Source organism: Pseudomonas sp. Irchel s3a12, assembly GCF_900187485.1.
In the GTDB taxonomy this organism is placed as follows: domain Bacteria; phylum Pseudomonadota; class Gammaproteobacteria; order Pseudomonadales; family Pseudomonadaceae; genus Aquipseudomonas; species Aquipseudomonas neuropathica.
Window position 1 is genome coordinate 291,286 of record NZ_FYDN01000005.1, and the last position, 20,028, is coordinate 311,313.

The following is a 20,028-nucleotide window of genomic DNA, read 5'->3' on the forward strand; positions in this document are numbered from 1 at the left end:
CCAAACGTGTTGCGGTCAGTGCCAGCGGCGGAAAATCAACGAGGTGTTGACGCCACCAAAAGCGAAATTGTTGTTCATCACGTAGTCGTGATGCATCTGGCGGAACTCACCGCGCAGGTAATCGAGTTTGCCGCAGTGCGGATCGACCTCGTCGAGGTTGAACGTGTGCACGTACAGGTCGCGGTTCATCATCTCGATGCTGAACCACGACTCCAGCGCGCCGCAGGCGCCAAGGGTGTGGCCGAGGAAACTCTTCTGCGAGCTGATCGGCATGCGTTCGCCAAACAAACTGCTGGTCGCCAGTGTTTCGGCAATGTCGCCCTGTTCTGTAGCGGTGCCGTGGCCATTTACATAACCGATGGCCTCCGGCGTCAGGCCGGCGTCTTCCAGCGCCAGTTCCATGGCACGGCGCATGGTCACTTGTTCCGGGCGTGTGGTGTGCTGGCCGTCGGCGTTGCTGCCGAAACCGACAATCTCGGCGTGGATGTGCGCACCACGCGCCAAAGCATGTTCCAGCTCTTCAAGCACCAGCATGCCGCCACCTTCACCGATCACCAGGCCATCGCGGCCCTTGTCGTACGGGCGTGGACTGGTCTGTGGCGCCTCGTTTTTCAGGCTGGTAGCGTAGAGCGCGTCGAAGACCATGGCTTCGGTCGGGCACAGCTCCTCGGCGCCACCGGCGAGCATCAACGGCAGGCGGCCGAACTTGATCGCCTCGTAGGCGTAACCGATGCCCTGGCTGCCGCTGGTGCAGGCGCTGGACGTCGGGATCAGCCGCCCGGTGAGACCAAAGAAGATGCTGATGTTGGCGGCGGTAGTGTGCGGCATCATCCGCACGTAGGAGTTGGCGTTGAGGCCTTCGGCCACCGAGTTGAGCAGCATGTTGCCGAACGCTTTGATCTCGTCGGTGCTGCCGGTGGACGAACCACAAGCGACGCCCATGCGCCCATCCTTGATCGATTCATTGCCGAGCAGACCGGCGTCAGCCAGCGCTTTTTCTGCTGCGCCGACCGCCAGCCGCGACACCCGGCCCATGCTGCGCAATTGCTTGCGCGTCCAGTGCGCAGGCACTGCAAAGTCATCAATCGGCCCGGCCAGGCGCGTGTTGAGTTCGCTGAAACGATCCCACTCGGCCATGCGGCGGATGCCGCTGCGGTTAGCCGCGAAGTTGCCGGCGATGGTCTCCCAATCGCTGCCCAGCGAAGTGATGCCGGCCATGCCGGTGACGACGACGCGCTTCATCAGCACAAGCCTCCGTTGACCGCCAGAACCTGGCGGGTGATGTACGAGGCTTCCGCCGACATCAGGAAATTCACCGCACTGGCGACCTCTTCCGGGGTGCCCATGCGTTGCGCGGGGATCATCTTCATCAACTCTTCCACCGGCACGTTTTCATCCAGCATCGCCGTGTCGATCAGGCCCGGTGCGACGCAGTTAACGGTGATTTTGCGCTTGCCCAGCTCGATCGCCAACGCCTTTGCCGCGCCAATCACGCCGGCCTTGGAGGCGCTGTAGTTGACCTGGCCACGGTTGCCGATCAGCCCCGACACCGAGGTTATGCAGACAATGCGACCAGCGGCACGGCGGCGGATCATCGGCATCATCACCGGGTGCAGGACGTTGTAGAAACCGTCGAGGTTGGTGCGCAACACCACGTCCCAATCGTCGTCACTCAGAGCTGGAAATGCGCCATCGCGGGTGAGCCCGGCATTCAACACCACGCCGTAATAGGCGCCGTGGCTTTCGACGTCGGCTTCCAGAATGGTTTTGCAGGTTTCCCGGTCGGCAACGTCGAATTGCAGGATGCGCGCCTTGCGCCCCAGTGCTTCGATTTCTGCCTGAACGCCTTGCGCTTCGGCTACGCCGCTGCGGCAGTGCAGGACGATGTCGTACCCGGCCTTTGCGAGGCGCAAGGCAATGGCGCGGCCGATGCCACGGCTGGAGCCGGTGACCAGTACGGATTCAGTCATCGTTCGACTCCTGTGTCTGTTGCAGATATTGATTGACCTGAGGCGGACGGAACACGTTCAGGCGCGCGCTGGCGTGAATGCCGGCGCCGTTGATATGGCATTCGAAGACGCCCATGCCGTTTTCATCTTCCAGCGAACGCAGACCATGGATGGTCAGTTCGCTGCCGGCGGGAAACGCTTCGACGTTGCACTCGAACTTGCGCGTACCGAGCAGAAAGCCCAGCTCCACCGGATTGCCTTTCTGCCGCGCGTGGCAACCGGCAAATGCGGCGACGCTCTGCGCCATCAGTTCGATGCCGACCCAGGCCGGCAGGCTGCCGTCGGGCAGGTTGAACAGGCCATCAGGCTGGACCGTCAGACGGGTGTAGATCTGCTCCTCGTCAAAGCTTGAGATGCTGTCGATCAGAATCATGTCGCCCGCATGGGGCAGCAGTTCGGCGAGCGGCCAGGGGATCATGGGGCGTCTCCGATAATCAGGCTGACGTTGTTGCCGCCGAAGGCAAACGAGTTGCTCATCAGATAGCGGGGTGCAATGGACGTCAGGCGCTCGCTCGCGGTCACCCACTTCAGCGGTGGCAGCGCGGGATCGGCCTGAGCGTCCCAGACGTGCGGCGGCAAGGCGTGATCGGGGTTGTTGGCGCTCAGGCTCAGCCAGCAGAACGCCGCTTCCAGAGCACCGGCCGCGCCAAGGGTGTGGCCGGTCATCGGTTTGGTCGACGAGCACGCGACGCCTTCGGGAAACAGCGCGGTAACCGCCAGGCTTTCCATGGCGTCGTTGTGTTGGGTAGCGGTGCCGTGCAGGTTCAGGTAGTTGATCTGCGTTGCTTGCAGATGAGCGCGGCTCAAGGCTTTCTGCATCGCTTGCAGGGCGCCGCGCCCGGTCGGTTCAGGGGCAGAAATATGATGGGCGTCGGAGCTGGCGCCGGCGCCGAGCAAGGCAATGGCCGGGCCTTTGCCCTGTTGTTTGCTCATGACAAACAGCACCGCCGCTTCGCCGATATTGATGCCGCAGCGGTTGGCCGAGAACGGATTGCAGCGCTCGTCGGACATCGCTTCGAGTGACGAGAAACCGTTGAGGGTCAGTTTGCACAGGCTGTCGACGCCGCCGCACAGCACCGCGTCGCACAGGCCCAGATCGAGCAAACGCTGAGCGCTCATCAGTGCCCGGGCGCTGGAGGTGCATGCCGTGGAAATCACATAGGCCGGGCCGCTCAGTTGCAACCAGTCGGCGAGGAAATTGGCCGGGGCGCCGAGTTCCTGTTGACGATAATCGTATTCAGCCGGGAACTGCTGCTCGCGGATGTAGTGCGCCAGACCTCGACTGGCCTCGTCGATGCCCGAAGTGCTGGTGCCGAGGACCACCCCGATGCGCTCACGACCGAAGGTCTGGATCGCTTGATCGATGTCATCGCGAATCTGCAACGCCGCTTCCAGCAGCAGCTGATTGTTGCGGCTGCGCTGATCGGCGAGTTCTGCCGGGATCGGCGCCAGTTCGCCCTGGACGGCCGCGACGGGCAACTCACGCTCCGCCACCCAGCCGGACTCGCGGCGCATGCCCGAGCAGTCGCCGGCGAACAGGTTGCGCGCGACGGCTTGTTTGTCGCGGCCCAGCGCGCAGATCACGCCGAGGGCATTCAGGTAAGCGGTCATGGCGTCGGTTCACCCAACGGAGAAACGCGGTAGTGCGGGCCTTGAGGCAGGTTCAATTCGAAGCTCAACGGTTGTGAATAACGGATATCCCAGCGCGCCGGCAGGGCGCGTTGCTGGCCCTGTTGCAGTGCGGTGGGGTAATTGCGCAGCAGCTCGCCGGACGGGGTCAGGGCGAACAACAGCGCGGCAAACAGTTCTCGGGCTTCGGGGTTCGGCGGCAGCAGCCCATCGGCCTGCCAATGGCCGTCGATCAGTTGCTGCCGCGCTTGGGGAATGCCCAGCGGGTCCATCATCGACCAGCGAATGCCCGGGCCTTCGCGCTGGATCACCAGCAGCCAGTCCTGGCGTTGTTCGGCTTGTTGGCGTTCGATGTGCAGTTGCAGCGGCAGCGGGAGTGTTGGATTGCCCGCCGGCAACGGCGCCTGGCTGGCGCAGGCACTCAGGAGGACAAATACCACCAACATTAGCCACGCCACAAACCTTGTGGGAGCTGGCTTGCCAGCGATGGCGTCGGCACATCGAGCATTTTTGTTGACTGACACACCGCTATCGCTGGCAAGCCAGCTCCCACAGGGTTTCGGGTGTGCAGGTCGATAGCTTTGCATCAGAAAGTACCTTGCAGCGGCTTGCGCGCTACCACGTTGACCAGCGTTTCCTCACGCTGCCCGAACGGCTTGGGTTTGCGTAAGCCAAACCGCTCCAGCAAACCGAAATCCTTCGACCGGCTCCACCACAGATACGGGTACGAGACATTCTTCCCGGCAAACTCGAAACCCTGCCCACGAATCATCTGCAGATACTGCGCCGCACTCTTCTGCACATGCATCGGATGGCGGAACAACCAGCGGATCACCCACGTATCAATGTAAGCCTCTGTGGATTCGGCGAACAGCAGATAGCCACCCGGTTTCAGCACTCGATAAAACTCGGCGAGGGCTTTTTCCTGCTCGACCAGATGATGAAAAGTCTGATGGCAGAACAGCAGATCAACACTGGCGTCCGGCACATTGAGCGTCGCGCAATCACTGCCGATCAGCTCTACATCGAGGCCCAGACGCGTCGCTTCTTCAGCGCTCAACTCCAGGCTGTGCGGATCGGCATCAACACCGATCAAACGCTGTGGCGCAAAGGTCTGGCGCAGATGAGCGAACGACTTGCCCTGGCCACAACCGGCGTCCAGCAGTACCGGGTTCTGCGGCAGTGCTTCACTGAACAAACCGCGCAAATCATTGATCGCCACCCGCAACACATGGTGCTGCCAGGTGTGGCTGCGCAGGAACCAGAAACCGAAGCGGGTTTCCTCGACGTAGCTGTCGCTCAAGTAGTTCATGTGGCGTCCTTTGCACAGAGTTCGGAAATCATCTTCAAGCGGCGGCGGGCTTCGCTGACGAACGGGTTGCGTTCATCCCAGGCGTAGCCGGCGAGGATCGAACAGATCATCCGACGGATTTCCGCCTGGCTGTCTTCATAAAAAATCACGTCCTGAAAGGTGCCGGCGTACCAGCCCTCGACGTAGCAGCGGAAGGTGTCGACGCCGCGCTTGAGCGGCTCGGCGAATTCGCTTTGCCAGTCGACGGTTTCGCCCTGCAACTGACGGTGCAAAACCGCTGCCGCCATGCTCGCCGAGCGCATGGCGATGGTCACGCCGGAGGAGAACACCGGGTCGAGAAATTCTGCCGCGTTGCCGAGCAAGGCGAAGCCCGGCCCGTGCAGGGATTTCACATTGGCGGCGTAACCGCCGAGCGTGCGTGCGGGGGTGTCCCACACAGCATTGTTCAGAACGCCGGCAAGGCTCGGGGTTTCGGCGATGAAGCTGCGCAGACAGGCATCCAGATCGTTGTCGCGACCCTTGAAATGTTCCTCGGCGGCGACCACGCCCACCGAACAGCGTCCATTACTGAACGGGATCGTCCAGAACCAGACATCGCGATGCTCTGGATGGGTGGTGACGAGGATTTTTTCGCGGTCGAACGCCGGGTTGTCGATGTGATCTTCGACGTGGGTGAACACCGCTTGGCGCACCGGGAAGTTCGACGGCGCTTCCAGATCCAGCAGCCGCGACAACACGCGGCCGTAGCCGCTGGCATCAAGGACGAAATCCGCTTCGACGCGATAGTCGCTGCCGTCCTCACGGCGCACGTCGAGGTGCGGTTTCGTCCGGTCGAAATCGACGCTGACGATGGCATCGCCGTAGCGGATTTCCGCGCCTTGCAGCGCCGCTTGATCGGCCAGCAGTTTGTCGAAATCGGCGCGTTGCACCTGAAACGTGGTCGGTTTGCCGCCGGTAAAGGTGTCACCGAAATCGAAGGCGCTGTAACGCTCGCCCCAGGCGAATGCGGCGCCGGTCTTGCGCTGGAATCCGGCGGCATTGACGGCGTCGAGCATGCCGGCTTCTTCGACGAAATCCAGGCAATGGCTGAGCAGGCTTTCACCGATCGAAAAGCGCGGAAAATGCTGGCGCTCGATCACCAGCACATCGTTGCCCTTGCGCTTGAGCAACGCCGCAGCGATGGCGCCGGAGGGACCGGCGCCGATGATCACGACCTGACGGGATTCCATTTCAACGATTGGCACGTGAGCTCCGGGGTAAAGGATGTTGCAGATTCAATGGCGCGCGATGCAGGCCGATCAGGGCCGGTAGCAGCGTCGCGATCAGGCCCATCAGCATCAGCGCGAAGTACAGCGCCGGGGTGATGAGCTGTTGTTGCAACAACAAATTGAGAAAGACGATTTCGCTCAGGCCGCGAATATTCAGCAGCACACTTTCGCGCCAGCGGCTGGCGCCTTCGAACGAGGCGCCGGCCCAGCCGAGGCCGAGCCAGTTGCCGAGCAGTTTACTGGCAATCGGCAACAGCAGCAGCGCCGCCCATTGCAGCGGACCCAGGCTGGAGAGGGCGCTGTGCACGTCGATCTGGACGATGCCGAACGTCAGGATCAGCGGGATCGCCAGCCACGTCTGCAAACGGCTCATCCAGCGCGCCGGTAATGGCAGCACCAGCGGCACTTTCAGCGCGGCCATGCATAGCAGGTAGCCGATGCCGAAGATCAGCGCGTTGAGTTTGTAGTGCTCGGCCATTACCAACAGCGCAAAGAAACCGAGGCTGTAGGTCAGCGGTCGACGCGCACGCAACAGATGCAACAGCAACGGCACAAGGGCGAGAGCCAGCGGCAGCAGCAGACTGCTCAGATGCAGACTGCCCTGGGCGAGGCCGAACAGCGTCCAGCAGGTCAGATCGATGAGGATCGCGGTCTGCACCAACCGGCGAGTGGCGGCGGGCGGATAATCGATGTGGCGCAGATACAGGTACAGCACCGGGATCGCGGTAATCGCGAACACCAGGCCGATGGCCAGCGAGTTGAGCCACGGTTGCGCCGGCAGCAGCCAATAGGCAGCGGCCAGGCCACAGGCAAACGGCACGAGGAAACTCGGCACAGCGATTTTCACGCTCTGGCGATCGAGTTTCAGATCGATCACATCACTGAGGATATGCCCGAGCAGCAGGGCAAAACTCAGGCTGTAGAGGTTTTTCAGCCAGTCAGGCGCAATCAGTTGCGCGCCACTGAGCTGCCAGCCCGGCTCGATCCAGAAGTACATCAGCAGCGGCAAGCCGAAGCTCGCCAGCAGCAACTGACTGACAATCGGAATCAGACCGAAGTGGCGCCCGATGCGAGTGGCCACGGCGAACAACGCCAGGGCCATGAACCAGAAGGCGACGACCATCATGCTGCCGGCTCCACGACTGTCGCGGTGTGTTCGTGACGCCCCGCCCACGGTGCGAGCATGAAGCTGAACGCCAGACCGAGGCTCACCGACAGACCGAAGTTGCTCACCGCCGGCGTGCTGGACACCGCCAGCAAACCGAACGACAGCCACGTCGTCACAGCGGCCAGCAGGGTGCCGAGCAGGCTCACCGCCGCACCACCGACTTGCTCGCGCATAAGAATCGCGTAGTCGACGCTGATCGCCGTCACCAGCAGCAGGCCGAACAGGCTGAACAGGGTCAACGGCTGACCGAGCCAGCCAAGGCTGGCCAGACTGCACAGCGCAGCGAGCAACGGCAGGGCAACGATACGCAGCGCCCCGCCGAGACCGAACGGCAACATCAGCACCAGCACGATCAACGCGCAGGAAGCGAGTTTCAGTTCAGCAGCGCTGATCTGCGTCGCGGCGAAAACCTCGTTCAACTCACCGAGACGATCGACCAGCGTCACCCCCGGCAAATCCAGCGCCTGCACGCGCAACAGTGCCGGGTTGTTCAGGCCTTGCAGACTGGTCATTGCCGCTACGCCGTCTTCGGTCGGGCCGAGCCAGAGTGTGCGATATGGTTCGCCGAGCGGGCCGGCCAATGCTGCGTCGATGTCTTCGGCGGGTACGGTCTGCAACTGTTGCAGTTCGGTTTGCAGCGCGGCGAGCGGTACGCCGAGGTCGAGCAGTGGCTGCCAGTATTGCGGCAGTTTGTTCAGTGCCTGACGTACCTGTTCTTGCTGTTTCGGTGGGCTGACCAGTCGATCGAGGGCCAGATAGCCTTGCAGCTTGTCGAGGTTGACCAGTTGCTCCAGACGCTCGCTCAGCGCGGCCTGACGCTCGAGCAATTGCTGCTGATTGTCGGCGCGCACGAGGAAAAACTGGCTGGTCGGCTGATAGCCGGTGATGCGCGCGATGGCCTGCGCTTCGTCGGTCAGATGTTGTGGTGCGCCGACCCATTGGCGGATGTCATTCTTGCTTTGCAGCTGCACCAGACCGCCCACACAGAAGGCGATCAGTAGTGCCAGCAACACCGGCGTGCGTACGCGTTCGAGGAGTTTTTCGCGCAGGTTGACCATGCGCTCGGCCAGATGCAGCGGCCATTGCGCGGGGCGTAGTTCGACGTTTTTCAGCAACGCCGGCAACAGGCACACCGCCGAAAAATAGGCGCCGAGCAAGCCAGCGGCGGAGAACACCGCGATTTGCGTCAACGCCGGGAACGGCGTCCACGCCAGTGCCAGATAACCGATGGCGCTGGTGATCAGGCTCAGGGTCAGCCCGGACAGCGTCAAACGCAACGCCGGCCAACTGCGCCAAGGCTTCAGGCTCCAACTCTTCGACAAATAGTGCAGCGGATAGTCCACGGCCACGCCGATCAGGCTGGAGCCGAGCACCAGCGTCATCACATGCATGTGGCCGAACAGCGCCACACACGCCACCGCACCGAACAACATGCCGACCAGCACCGGCACGAACGCCAGCAACACGCGCCAGCGGCGGAAAGCGAGCAACAGCAGCAAGAGAATGCCGACCGTCGCACCACCACCGACCCAGGTCATTTCGCGCGTGGCTTGCTGCTGACCATTGGCCGCGTAGAGCAAGCCGCTGGCGGCCAGCAATTGCACGTCGGATTTCGCCGCCTGCTCGCGGCTGGCTTGCAGCAATGCCGCGACTTGCAGCGGCAGGTCCATGTCGAAAGCATTGCCGGTGGTGCGTGCACGCAGCAGCACCCAGCTCTTGCCGTCCGCATCGGCAATCAACGCGCCGCTGCCGATGTCCAGTTGCACCGAACCGTGCTGCGGCTGGCTGTTCTGAATGCGCCCGGTCAGGCCCAGCCAGTCATCCTGACTCGGCACCAGACTGAAACCGCTGAACGGATCGAACAGGGCCTGCACGCGTTGTTGAATGAATGCGTCTGGGTGTTCGATCAGCAGTTGCCGGTCATCCGCCGAGAGCATCGCCAGTCGCCCTTGCAGCAGTTGTGTGCGCAGCGCTGGCAGGTCTGCTTGCAGGTTCCACTGCACCTTTTCGAACAACCCGCTGGCCTGCCATTGCTCGCCCAGCGTCTGCGCCATGGCCACCGCTAGCTGGCGGTCGGCGTGGCCGACCAGCACCAGCATTTCGCGATTGAGCGGTTCCTGCATACGCTGCTCGGCGCGCTGTTCGAGGGCGTCGGGGTGGGTGCCGGGCACCAGTTCCATCAGGTTCGCCGACAATGGCGCACCGTCACGCCACTGCCAACCGGCCAGAGCGACGACCGCCAGCAGCAGAATCAGAAACAGCCAGGGCAGCCTGCGTTCACTCGGCAAAGTCATGTTGCTCCGCGTCGTTCAACGGTTGCCCGGCGGTGCTGTCCTGCATGCGCAGCACCGTGCTGTCGCCCTGGGTTTCCAGCAGTTCGATGGTCTGCACCAGCGTGCCGCCGTCGATATTGATCTGGTTGAATACTTGCTTGAGCAGCAGCGAGCGCGGGGTCAGCGTGAGTTTCCACTGCTGTGCGTCGCCGCTCAGGGCCAGTTCGAAGTCGCGTTGCAGGCCGCTGCTGTCGCCTTGCAGCACGGCGAGGAACAAGCGGTTCTGCTCGGCCCCGGCGCTCTTGTTCGGCAGCAGTTGCCAGCCGTTGCCGTCACGCCGGGCGATGCCCTTGGCGGTGATGCGGTAGTCCTGTTGCAGCGGGGTCTTCAGCAGCCAGAGCAGGCCGTGGTTTTTCGCCAGAACAAAACTGCCCTTGCTGATCAGCGGCTGCGGTAATGCACGCAGGTGTTTTTCCTGAATGAACTGACCGTGGATCACGTCCGGTTTCGCCAGTTGCTCGCTCAGTTGTTGCAGGTCGAAGGCGTTGGCCAGAGAGGACATCACCAGCAGCGCCAGTACACTCAAGCCTTTAACAAAAACATTCATCGCAGCATCCTTTCCACGGCATCGGTGAAGACCTTCGGTGAAGCCAGTTGCATCTCGCGGCTGCTCACTTCGACGGCAACCTGCACCGAGCTGGCACGGGTGAGGCGTTCGCCGCTGTGCAGGTCGGTGATCAGGTAATTGATCTTCAGACGGTTTTCCCATTCGACCAGACTGGCGCGCACATTTAGGCGCTGACCGAACACCGCGCCGCGCACATAGCGCAGTTGCAGGTCGATGATCGGCCAGGCATAACCGGCCTCGACCATGTGCGTGTAGTTGTGGCCGATCTTGTCCAGCAGCGCGCAACGCGCCACTTCGAGGTATTTGACGTAATGGCCGTGCCAGACGACGTGCATGGTGTCGACGTCGAAAAACGGTACGAGGATTTCGGTGTCGGCGTGAAGCACTCCGGCGCTACGCATGCAGCCTCCAGTGTTGTGCGGCGATACGTTGCAGGCACAGACGCAGCTCGCCTTCCAGGGCGCGGTCTTCGATCACCGGCGGGAAGTCCTTGGCCAGTTCTGCGTGCATCGCCGCCAGCGATGGCGGCAACGGCCGGGCATCTTCGGCTTGAGCACGCAGCCACACGCCTTGGTTGGCGGCGAGCAGGGTGGCGGCAGCGACTTGTTCGGTCAGCTCCAGCACACGGATCGCATCGCGGGCGGCGATGGTGCCCATGCTGACTTTGTCCTGGTTGTGGCACTCGGTGGAGCGCGAGAACACGCTGGCCGGCATGGTGTTTTTCAGCGCTTCGGCGGTCCATGCGCTGGTGCCGATCTGCACGGCTTTGAAGCCATGGTTGATCATCGCTCGATCCGCCGGAGCACCGGAGAGGTTGCTTGGCAGACCGTGGTTGTAACGCTCGTCGACCAGCAGCGCGAGCTGGCGGTCCAGCAGGTCAGCGACGTTGGCCACGAGGTTTTTCAGGCTGTCCATGGCGAACGCGATGTGGCCGCCGTAGAAGTGCCCGCCGTGCAAAACGCGTTCGGCTTCGGCGTCGATAATCGGGTTGTCGTTGGCGCTGTTCAGCTCGGTTTCGATGAACGAACGCAGCCAGTTCAGGCTGTCGGCCAACACGCCGAGCACGTGCGGTGCGCAGCGCAGCGAATAGCGATCCTGCAGGCGATGCAGCGGTGCGGTCGGCGCGTCGATGGCCAGATCCTTGCGCAGCCACGCGGCGACCTGCATTTGCCCTGGATGTGGTTTGGCGGCGAACAGACGTTCGTCGAAGTGCTCCGGATTGCCTTGCAGCGCGACCACATTGAGCGCGGTGATGCGCGTGGCCAGTTGCAGCAGATAGTCGGCACGGGCGAAAGCGAGGCAGGCGAGACCGGTCATTACGGCGGTGCCGTTCATCAGCGCCAGCGCTTCTTTCGGGCGCAGTACCAGCGGTGTCCAGCCGAGTTCACGATGCACATCGGCAGACTGGCGACGTTCGCTACGGAACATTACTTCACGTTCACCGGACAGCGTTGCAGCGACGTAGGACAGCGGCGTCAGATCACCGCTGGCGCCGACTGAGCCTTCTTCAGGGATCAGCGGCAGGATGTCGTATTCGAGGAACGCGTGCAGACGCTCCAGCAACTCCACGCGCACCCCGGAGACGCCATGGCACAACGACTGCAAACGCGCCGCCAACACCGCGCGGGTGGCTTGCGCGTCGAGCAGTTTACCCAGCCCGCAACCGTGGAAGGTGTAGAGGTGACGCGGCAGGGCCTCTACGTGATGCAGCGGCACCGCGACCACGCAGGAATCGCCGTAACCGGTGGTCACGCCGTAGATCACGCCTTCCTTGTCCAGCAGCGAATCGAGGAACCGCGCGCCCTTGGCGATGCGCTCGCGATAGTCGGCGTCGCTCTGCAATTGCACGGGCGCCTGACGGTTGGCCAGGGCCAGCACGTCTTCGATGCGCAAAGGGCGTTCGCCGAAGGTTACCGGCTCATGGGTTGGCGTCGTCATCGGTCTTCCAGAAAGGGTAAAAGTTGAACCATTGTTGCGGCGCTTCGAGGCAATAGTGACTCAGGCGCTGCGCATAGCGGGTGGCCCACTGATGAATGACCTGCTCGCGCTCGCTGCGCTTCCACACCACGGCATCGGCGAAGGGTTCGAGAGTCAGGCGATAGTGACCGTCCGGCTGTTTCAGGCACATCAGCAGATTGACCGGGCATTTGAGCAGGCCGGCGAGCAACCACGGGCCTTGCGGGAACGGCGCCGGATGGCCGAGAAAGTCCACGGTTACGCTTCGCCCGCCATGCAGGGGGACGCGGTCGCCGGCAATCGCCAGCCATTCACCGCGCTCCAGGCGTTCGTGCAGTTGCAGCATGATCACCGGGTCGAGTTCGCTGACTTGAATCAGGCGCAGATTGGTCGCCCCGGCCTCGCCCAGCAAACGGTTGAATTGTTCGGCGTGCTTGGTGTGTACCAGCACGTTCATGGTGACCTTTTCGCCGATCTCCGCCAGTGCGCGACAGACTTCCAGATTGCCCAGGTGCGCGCCGACCAGCAGTTGTCCGCGACTGCCGCGCAGCTGATTGCGCAGCAGCGCCGGGTCGATGATTTCGATTTGTTCGATACGCAGTTTGCCGTTCCACACGTCGAGCTTGTCGAGCATCGAATCGGCGAATGCCATGAACTGGCCGAACACCCGCCAATGCGTCGGGCGCAACACGTCGCGCTGACTCCATGCGGCCAGGCGTTGCTGGTATTGCCAAGCACTGCGCCGTGCGGTGCGGCCGAACAGGAAGAAGTACAGGACGATGCCGTACAGCAACGGGCTGAGCAGGCGTCGGCCCAGGACCTTGGCGGCGAACGCGGTGAATTTCATCAGCAGGAAGCTGCCGCGCTCTTCGCGGTCAGCCCAGTGCTTTTTGTCGGCTTCGCCGGTCATGTTCGCCACCGCCGCCAGAGGATCACCGGGAAGCGCAGCAACATGCCGAGAAACAGCCGTGTGTGCATGCTGGAAATCAGTGCGTTGTCATGGAACAGACGGAAGTGCGACACACCGTCCAGCGGATAATGCACGCTGGTTTGCAGCCAGCGCATCGGCTGATTGCGCCACGACAGGCGCACGAGAATGTCCGAGTCGAAATCCATGCGCTTGCCGACTTTCGCCGAATCAATCACCGCCAGCGTCGGGGCGAGCGGATAGACACGGAAACCACACATTGAATCGCGGATCTGCAGCGACAGCGTGTTGATCCAGACCATCACGTGGGTCAGGTAGCGCGCGTACAAACGACCTTTCGGCACGCTCTCGTCGAACAGCGGATAACCGCAGATCATCGCCTCGGGATGGGCACGGGACTCGGCGACAAAACGCTCCACATCGTGCAAGTCGTGCTGGCCGTCGGCATCAACCTGTAGCGCATGGCTGAAGCCCAACAGCGAGGCTTCGCGCAAACCGGTCATTACCGCGCCGCCCTTGCCCTGATTCGCGGTCAGGCGTACCAGATGCACGTTGTCGCGCTCGGCCAGTGCGTCGAGCACTCTGGCACAAGAGAGCGTGCTGGCGTCGTCCACCAGAATGCACGGCAGGCCTTGCGCGAGCAGGGCGTCGACCACGGTGCCGATCGCAGCTTCGTGGTTGTAGACCGGGATCACGGCGCAAGGGTTATGCATACGTTTTCTCCACTGGAAGACCGCGATCCCTGTAGGAGTGAGCCTGCTCGCGATTGAGTGCGCAGCACTCACCAAGGTCAACCATGCTCTACACCCAAAAGAATCCGCCCACTGGAACAGGTCGCCGTGTCATTGCGATAAGCGAAATACAATTTGCCGCGCTCAGGATCAAAGCGCAGGTGCAGCTGAATTTCATCCCCAGGCCGCACCAATTGCTGGAACTTCAGCACTTCCATCCCGGCAAACGGACCGGTCAGATTGAGCAGTTGGCGACCGAGGTTCAGTGCCCATTCCACCTGCACCACGCCGGGCAATACCGGGGCTTTAGGGAAGTGACCACTGAAATAAGCCAGGTCCGGCGGCACACTCAGTTGCAGGCTCCATTCACCCTCGGTCTCGACCTGCGACAGCACTTCCGGCGCTTTCGCTCGCGGGGCCATCAGCAGCGCTTCGATATCGGCCTGCGGCAGTTTGCCTTGGCTGTTCAACGGTAATTGCCGCACTAGCCGCCAACGTCGCGGTAAAGCCAGGGCTTCACAGTGTTGGCGCAAATGCTGGCGCAGGGTTTCGGTCAGGCTGCGGCGACCGTGCTTACGCAAGGCAAACAGGCCGGCCTCGCTGAGCACCAGTAGAGCACCGAGAGAGGCGCGATTTTCCTGGACCACGCCCAAGCGCGCTTCGGCGACCCAGTCGTGGTCAACCAAGGCTTGCTCAAGCATGGGCAGCGAGATGCGTTTTTCTTCCAGTTTGACGATCCGGTCCAGCCGTCCGAGCAGTTCGAAGCGGCCATCGATGCCGATGCGCGCGGCGTCAGCGGTGTGCTCGACGTGCCCGGCAGGCAAGTAAGGTGAGGCGATCAGCAGGGCGCCGTCGCTGTCCTGGCTCAGTTGGACACCGGCGAACGGTTGCCACAGTAGTTGGCCCTGACGCCAGGCAATGCCGCCGGTTTCCGAGCTGCCAAGGATTTCCGTCGGCCATTGCTGCAAGCGTTGCTGCAGACTTTGCGCAGCTTCGACCGGCAACGCACCGCCGGAGGAAAACACCCGGCGCACGGCGCTCAGGGCCGGCCAGTCGAGGTTGTCGCCCATGCGTTTGAGTAACGCCGGGCTGGCCACCCACGCAAAGGCTGGATGTTCGCGGCTGGCACGCTGCAAGTCTTCGGGGAACGCCAGTTGCTTGCGCACAAACGGGCGCCCGGCACACAGCGGCCACAGCACGCGAAACAGCAAACCGTAAATATGCTGGGTGGCGACGCTGCCGATGATGCAGGCCTCACCGAGATCCGCGCCCCACAACTGTTCCAGTGCTTCGACCTCGTTGGCCAGTTGGCGCAGGGTTTTGTCGATGCGCTTGGGCTCGCCGCTGGAGCCGGACGTGCACAGGCTCAGGCGGCACTGGTCGAGGTCCAGTGCGGCGCCTGCTAGCGGCGGCTGCTGAACGTCGCTCAGTTGCGCGTCATCGGCTTGATCCGTCAGCCACAGATCGACCTCAGCCGACCAGCGCTGGCGGGTTTGCGCTTGCAGGTCCGAGGGCAGCAGAACACTCACACCTGCACGCCATGCACCTAGCAATGCGATGGCCAGTTCGGCGGCATCTTCCAGGTGCACAGCCAGACGTTTCACGCCTTGCGCTTGCAGACCGGCGGCAACGCTCAGCGCCTGCTCGCACAGTTGCGCATGTTCGAGGGCCGGTGCGTGGCTGATGGACCGCGCCGGCACAGGCTTGAGCAACAGCTGCTCAAGTTTTATCCAGTTCATGTACGGCCTCTTACCCGTTGTCGTATCAGCCATTCAATGGCAAACATCAGGCCGATCAATCCATAGGAGATCAGGCCGGTGTACAACATCCACCAATTCAGCGGCGCCCACAGGGTCAGCAGGGCGGCGCATAAACCGTTGCAGAAGAAAAACACGCTCCAGGCCACGGTGACCTTGCGCGTATAGCGAATCGCAATATCCGGTAGTTCTGGCTCACGCAAGCGCGCCAGGCGCTCCACCATCGGCGGGCCGTATTTCAGGCTCAGGCTGAACAGCACCAGCATGAAGCCGCTGATCAGCACCGGGTACCAACGCAGCAACAGCGGACTGTCGAACAGCGCCAGCAGCAGGCAAAAGGCGATCGCCACACAGGCCATCCACAGGCTGCCGGGTTTACGTTCACCGGTCAGCGCTCGCGCCAGCCACAGGCTGCCCAGCAGCAGACCGAACTGCCACGGGGCAAAATGCTCCATGCCGAAATACACCGCAAAGGGGTACAGCAGACCGGCCAGCAGCAGGCCGAGGCCGATCAATCGGCTCATGCGGCCGGTTGAACCAGACGGTAGACCGCCTCGACCACGTCGCCGACGGTGCGCACCGATTTGAATTCTTCGGCGGCGATTTTCTTGCCGGTCTGGCGTTTGATGTGATCGATCAGATCGACCGCGTCGATGCTGTCGATTTCCAGATCCTGATACAGGTTGGATTCCAGGCTCACACGGGCCGGATCCAGTTCGAACAGCTCGACCAAGGCATCGCGCAGGGTGTTGAAAATATCGTCACGAGTTTGCATGGTCCGGTCTCAAGCTGCCTGTTTTGCCGTGACGAACGCCGCAAGGCTGGCCACGTTGGTGAAATGGTTACGGGTGTCTTTGGCGTCGGCATCGATCTTGATGCCGTATTTTTTCTGGATGGCCAGACCCAGTTCCAGCGCGTCGACGGAATCCAGGCCCAGGCCTTCGCCGAACAGTGTTTGCTCGTCTTCGATGTCGTCGACGCTGATGTCTTCGAGGCCGAGGGCGTCGATGATCAGCAGTTTGATGTCACGCACCAGGCTAGGGGTGTTCAGATCGCTCATCTTCGGCGAGATCCTTAATAAAATATGAGTGCAAATAATCGTTGAGCTTGCGCGAGGCTTGCGGTGCAGGGCCTTGCGCGGCGAAGGCTTGTGGGTCTATATCGGCCCCGACGCGAAAACTGAAGTGCACGCGGCGGCTGGGGATCCGGTACCAGGGTTCGGCTTTGGTCAGCGTGGTCGGGTTGACCTTGATGATCACCGGCGTGACTATTTTCGCACCGCGCAGGGCAATCGCTGCCGCCCCGCGATGAAAGGCCGGCGCCTGACCTGGCTGGGTGCGCGTGCCTTCGGGAAAGATGATCAGGGTCTGGCCGTTTTGCAGGGACTGGGCAGCGGCATCGAGCATGTCCATGCTGCCGTCGTTGCTGATGTATTCGGTGCTGCGCAGCGGGCCACGGGTGAAGGGGTTTTCCCACAGGGTTTTCTTCACCACGCAATTGGCCTGGCGCACCAGCCCGATCAGGAACACTACGTCGATCAACGACGGGTGGTTGGCGATGATCATCTGCCCGGGGCGGCCAAGACGTTCGGCCCCTTGAATGTCATACGTCAGCACGCCGGTACGGGCCATGAAGCGCACGAAAAACCAGAACAGCCGACTGACGGTCTGCCGCGCGCGTTGCCGATGTTTCAGCGCATCACCCGGCAGGCATCCGAGTAACGGAAACACCAGTACGCGCAGGCACAGCCCGCCCAGCCCGAACAGGGCGAAGCTTGCGGCGGTGGCCAGCAGGCGCCAGTAATAGGCGTCGCGGTTTTTTTCGGTCACGGGTTGCGTTGCCAGGTCCATACACGATTTTTCCAGGCATGTTGGCAAAGGGGTTGCTGGCCAAGCAGGGTTCGCAGCAGAGTGAGTGCGTGGGGCCAGTGCGCTTTTGACCGTGTTTCTGTGGTGCTGTTCAGGGTCAGCCGCCAGTCGGTACCGGGGGTGAGCAAAAGGCCGAGCGCGTACGGAAACGGCACGTCGTCGATCCACGCTGAATACGCTTCGGGCGGTTGTTCTTCGGTGATCACCAGCAGCACCGCCGGGGCGCCCTCATTGAGCAGGGCTGCGGCTTCGAGCATGCCGTGTTCGAGGCCGTCGCCGGCAGCGGCGAGGGCAGTCATTTCGCTGGTCTCGCCGCGTATGATCGACCACAGGCCGATAATCGCGTTGTGTACCGACAAGCTGAACTGCGTCGGCGACAGGGGCTGTTCGTTGGCCAGATCGGTGAGGATCTCGTAGGTACGCGGGGTTTCGCCGTGACGCGAAACGAACACCAGCGGCAGATTCTCCCGTCCGTCGGCCAGGGGCCAGCCAACGCTGAACGCCATGCGTGCCAGTCGGCTGAGACGGCGGCGCTGCATGGCCGGCAAAAACGACACATCGGGCGCGGCATCGCTGCTCTGGAGTACGACCGGTTGTCGGCTCCAGGCCTGCCAGGCGTCCACGCTGTCGAGCCCGGGAGCCCACGCGCGCCATTGGGCGATGTTGAAGTTGATCACGGACATTCATCCCGCCCCTGCGGGCATTTGTTGACGCGTTGAGTGGCCAGAGCCGCAGCAGGCTTGACGTGGCGCATGGCGCCGGGTGGCGCGCATTATCCCGGTGCGACGGGTGTGTAGCAAATGCTGGTTACATTTTGCGCAACGAAATGTACCGAGTGGTTCGCAAGAAAACTGTCACTTGGCCATTATCCAGATCGTGAGCGGCTTGTCTGTCGGGAATCTCGGCGATCAATGGCGGCGATTGCCCTATTCGTCCGCGGATATTTGCACCTGACTTTGTAGTCCGTGTCCGTGAAGGTAGCGAAGCGAGGTCGAGCGCATCTACACTCGGTCATTCTTTGATACACGGAGGTTTGGTCATGCGGCGCGTGGTGTTCAATCAGAAAGGTGGCGTAGGCAAGTCGAGCATTGCCTGCAATCTGGCGGCGGTCAGCGCCAGCGAGGGTTATCGCACGCTGTTGGTCGATCTCGATGCCCAGGCCAACTCCACTCAGTATCTGACCGGGCTCACCGGCGACGACATTCCGATGGGTATTGCCGACTTCTTCAAGCAGACCCTGTCTTCCGGGCCGTTCTCGAAGAAGAATCAGGCGGACATCTACGAAACGCCGTTCGACAACCTCCACATCATTACCGCCACCGCCGAGCTGGCCGACCTGCAGCCCAAGCTCGAGGCCAAACACAAGATCAACAAACTACGGAAGTTGCTCGATGAGCTGTCCGAGGATTACGACCGGATTTATCTTGATACGCCGCCGGCGCTGAATTTTTATGCGGTATCGGCGTTGATTGCTGCGGATCGCGTGCTGATCCCTTTCGATTGCGACAGCTTTTCCCGTCAGGCGCTGTACGGCCTGATCGCGGAGATCGAGGAGTTGAAGGACGACCACAACGAAGGCCTGGAAGTCGAAGGCATCGTGGTCAACCAGTTCCAAGCCCGGGCGAGCCTGCCGCAGCAGATTCTCGATGAGCTGATTGCCGAAGGTCTACCGGTGCTGCCGGTGTACCTGACCAGTTCGGTGCGCATGCGCGAATCGCATCAGGCCAGCATGCCGCTGATCCACCTCGACCCGCGCCATAAGCTGACCCAGCAATTCGTCGAACTGCACAACTTGCTCGAAGATCACTGATCTTCTGAGCTACGCAGAACCCTGTAGGAGTGAGCCTGCTCGCGATAGCACCCTTTCAGTCACTCAAGTGTTGGCTGACAGGACGCTATCGCGAGCAGGCTCACTCCTACATTGCTTTACGGTGTGTCAGATGCCTTGGCTACGCAGCCACGCCATCAACTGCGGCAACGGCAACGCACCACTCTGCCGCGCCAGTTCCCGGCCGTTCCTGAAAAGAATCAGACTCGGAATCGAGCGAATCCCCAACTGCGCCGACAACTGTTGATTGGCCTCGCTATCAAGCTTGGCCAAGCGGCACTTGCCGGCCAGCTGCGCCGCCGCCTGCTCGAACACCGGCGCAAACGACTTGCACGGCCCACACCATTCCGCCCAGACATCCACCAGCAACGGCAGATCACCCTTGATCTGACTGGCGTAATCGCCTTGCTTGAGTTCGAAGGGTTTGTTCAGCAGCACGGCGGATTTGCAGCGTCCGCACTTGGGCTGGTCGGCGAGGCGCTCGGCGGGGATGCGGTTGAGGCCGTTGCAGGAGGGGCAGGGGATGAGGAGTGGGGTGGTCATGAGCGAAATCCGGAATTGATCTGATAACACCTAGTTGGAGACGTTTGCTCATATTTTCAATCGTGCAGGCTCTCGCGTTGTGCCTAGGCTGAAGACGCAGCAGGCCAATCCATTGGTCTGCCTAGTGTTA

Annotated in this window: 22 protein-coding genes; 1 reads left to right on the plus strand and 21 read right to left on the minus strand. The window is 62.0% G+C overall.

Features of this window, described 5'->3' with window-relative positions; translation table 11 throughout:
- Positions 1–15 precede the first annotated feature (15 nt).
- The 20 genes from CKW14_RS11175 to CKW14_RS11270 all read right to left on the minus strand — a co-directional run bounded on the left by CKW14_RS11175 (position 16) and on the right by CKW14_RS11270 (position 18,210).
- Positions 16–1,242 (minus strand): beta-ketoacyl-ACP synthase, encoded by a 1,227-nt coding sequence (locus CKW14_RS11175; protein WP_095047217.1) that lies wholly within the window; start codon positions 1,240–1,242, stop codon positions 16–18.
- Positions 1,242–1,970 carry a 3-oxoacyl-ACP reductase FabG gene (gene fabG, locus CKW14_RS11180; protein WP_095047218.1) on the minus strand — a complete coding sequence of 243 codons (729 nt, stop codon included), beginning with the start codon at positions 1,968–1,970 and terminating at the stop codon, positions 1,242–1,244. Before fabG ends, CKW14_RS11175 begins: the two co-directional genes overlap by 1 nt.
- A complete protein-coding gene (locus tag CKW14_RS11185) occupies positions 1,963–2,427 on the minus strand; it encodes a hotdog family protein (RefSeq protein WP_095047219.1) in 465 nt (154 codons plus the stop codon). The genes fabG and CKW14_RS11185 overlap by 8 nt, the downstream gene beginning before the upstream one ends.
- Entirely contained in the window at positions 2,424–3,620 is a 1,197-nt protein-coding gene (locus CKW14_RS11190) for a beta-ketoacyl-[acyl-carrier-protein] synthase family protein (protein ID WP_095125310.1), read from the minus strand. The genes CKW14_RS11185 and CKW14_RS11190 overlap by 4 nt, the downstream gene beginning before the upstream one ends.
- Positions 3,617–4,084, minus strand: a complete 468-nt coding sequence (locus tag CKW14_RS11195) for a hypothetical protein (RefSeq protein ID WP_095047221.1) — start codon at positions 4,082–4,084, stop codon at positions 3,617–3,619. Before CKW14_RS11195 ends, CKW14_RS11190 begins: the two co-directional genes overlap by 4 nt.
- Before the next feature lie 140 nt (positions 4,085–4,224).
- Entirely contained in the window at positions 4,225–4,950 is a 726-nt protein-coding gene (locus CKW14_RS11200; RefSeq protein ID WP_095047222.1) for a class I SAM-dependent methyltransferase, read from the minus strand.
- Entirely contained in the window at positions 4,947–6,194 is a 1,248-nt protein-coding gene (locus CKW14_RS11205; RefSeq protein ID WP_095125311.1) for an NAD(P)/FAD-dependent oxidoreductase, read from the minus strand. The genes CKW14_RS11200 and CKW14_RS11205 overlap by 4 nt, the downstream gene beginning before the upstream one ends.
- A complete protein-coding gene (locus CKW14_RS11210; protein ID WP_095125312.1) occupies positions 6,181–7,344 on the minus strand; it encodes a sodium:proton antiporter in 1,164 nt (387 codons plus the stop codon). Before CKW14_RS11210 ends, CKW14_RS11205 begins: the two co-directional genes overlap by 14 nt.
- Positions 7,341–9,680 (minus strand): MMPL family transporter, encoded by a 2,340-nt coding sequence (locus tag CKW14_RS11215; protein ID WP_095125313.1) that lies wholly within the window; start codon positions 9,678–9,680, stop codon positions 7,341–7,343. Before CKW14_RS11215 ends, CKW14_RS11210 begins: the two co-directional genes overlap by 4 nt.
- Entirely contained in the window at positions 9,664–10,266 is a 603-nt protein-coding gene (locus tag CKW14_RS11220; protein ID WP_095047226.1) for an outer membrane lipoprotein carrier protein LolA, read from the minus strand. Before CKW14_RS11220 ends, CKW14_RS11215 begins: the two co-directional genes overlap by 17 nt.
- On the minus strand, positions 10,263–10,688 hold the full coding sequence (locus tag CKW14_RS11225) for a thioesterase family protein (protein WP_095047227.1): 426 nt from the start codon (positions 10,686–10,688) through the stop codon (positions 10,263–10,265). Before CKW14_RS11225 ends, CKW14_RS11220 begins: the two co-directional genes overlap by 4 nt.
- Positions 10,681–12,225 carry a histidine ammonia-lyase gene (hutH, locus tag CKW14_RS11230; protein ID WP_095125314.1) on the minus strand — a complete coding sequence of 515 codons (1,545 nt, stop codon included), beginning with the start codon at positions 12,223–12,225 and terminating at the stop codon, positions 10,681–10,683. Before hutH ends, CKW14_RS11225 begins: the two co-directional genes overlap by 8 nt.
- Positions 12,206–13,153 carry a glycosyl transferase gene (locus CKW14_RS11235; RefSeq protein WP_095125315.1) on the minus strand — a complete coding sequence of 316 codons (948 nt, stop codon included), beginning with the start codon at positions 13,151–13,153 and terminating at the stop codon, positions 12,206–12,208. The genes hutH and CKW14_RS11235 overlap by 20 nt, the downstream gene beginning before the upstream one ends.
- Positions 13,150–13,884, minus strand: a complete 735-nt coding sequence (locus CKW14_RS11240; RefSeq protein ID WP_095125316.1) for a glycosyltransferase family 2 protein — start codon at positions 13,882–13,884, stop codon at positions 13,150–13,152. Before CKW14_RS11240 ends, CKW14_RS11235 begins: the two co-directional genes overlap by 4 nt.
- Positions 13,885–13,961: 77 nt before the next feature.
- Positions 13,962–15,641 carry an acyl-CoA synthetase family protein gene (locus tag CKW14_RS11245; protein WP_095125317.1) on the minus strand — a complete coding sequence of 560 codons (1,680 nt, stop codon included), beginning with the start codon at positions 15,639–15,641 and terminating at the stop codon, positions 13,962–13,964.
- Positions 15,638–16,183: a hypothetical protein gene (locus tag CKW14_RS11250; RefSeq protein WP_093430103.1), complete on the minus strand. Its 546-nt coding sequence runs from the start codon at positions 16,181–16,183 to the stop codon at positions 15,638–15,640. The genes CKW14_RS11245 and CKW14_RS11250 overlap by 4 nt, the downstream gene beginning before the upstream one ends.
- Positions 16,180–16,434 carry an acyl carrier protein gene (locus CKW14_RS11255; RefSeq protein ID WP_007909503.1) on the minus strand — a complete coding sequence of 85 codons (255 nt, stop codon included), beginning with the start codon at positions 16,432–16,434 and terminating at the stop codon, positions 16,180–16,182. Before CKW14_RS11255 ends, CKW14_RS11250 begins: the two co-directional genes overlap by 4 nt.
- Before the next feature lie 9 nt (positions 16,435–16,443).
- A complete protein-coding gene (locus CKW14_RS11260) occupies positions 16,444–16,719 on the minus strand; it encodes a phosphopantetheine-binding protein (protein ID WP_093430104.1) in 276 nt (91 codons plus the stop codon).
- Complete coding sequence (locus tag CKW14_RS11265) at positions 16,697–17,509, minus strand: 1-acyl-sn-glycerol-3-phosphate acyltransferase (RefSeq protein ID WP_095125318.1); 813 nt, start codon at positions 17,507–17,509, stop codon at positions 16,697–16,699. The genes CKW14_RS11260 and CKW14_RS11265 overlap by 23 nt, the downstream gene beginning before the upstream one ends.
- On the minus strand, positions 17,485–18,210 hold the full coding sequence (locus CKW14_RS11270) for a beta-ketoacyl synthase chain length factor (RefSeq protein WP_095125319.1): 726 nt from the start codon (positions 18,208–18,210) through the stop codon (positions 17,485–17,487). Before CKW14_RS11270 ends, CKW14_RS11265 begins: the two co-directional genes overlap by 25 nt.
- A gap of 356 nt (positions 18,211–18,566) precedes the next feature.
- Between CKW14_RS11270 and CKW14_RS11275 the strand changes: the two genes are divergently transcribed.
- Entirely contained in the window at positions 18,567–19,337 is a 771-nt protein-coding gene (locus CKW14_RS11275; protein ID WP_034152927.1) for a ParA family protein, read from the plus strand.
- A gap of 126 nt (positions 19,338–19,463) precedes the next feature.
- Here the strand turns inward: CKW14_RS11275 and trxC are convergent, their stop codons facing one another.
- Positions 19,464–19,898: a thioredoxin TrxC gene (trxC, locus tag CKW14_RS11280; RefSeq protein ID WP_095047234.1), complete on the minus strand. Its 435-nt coding sequence runs from the start codon at positions 19,896–19,898 to the stop codon at positions 19,464–19,466.
- Positions 19,899–20,028: the final 130 nt, after the last annotated feature.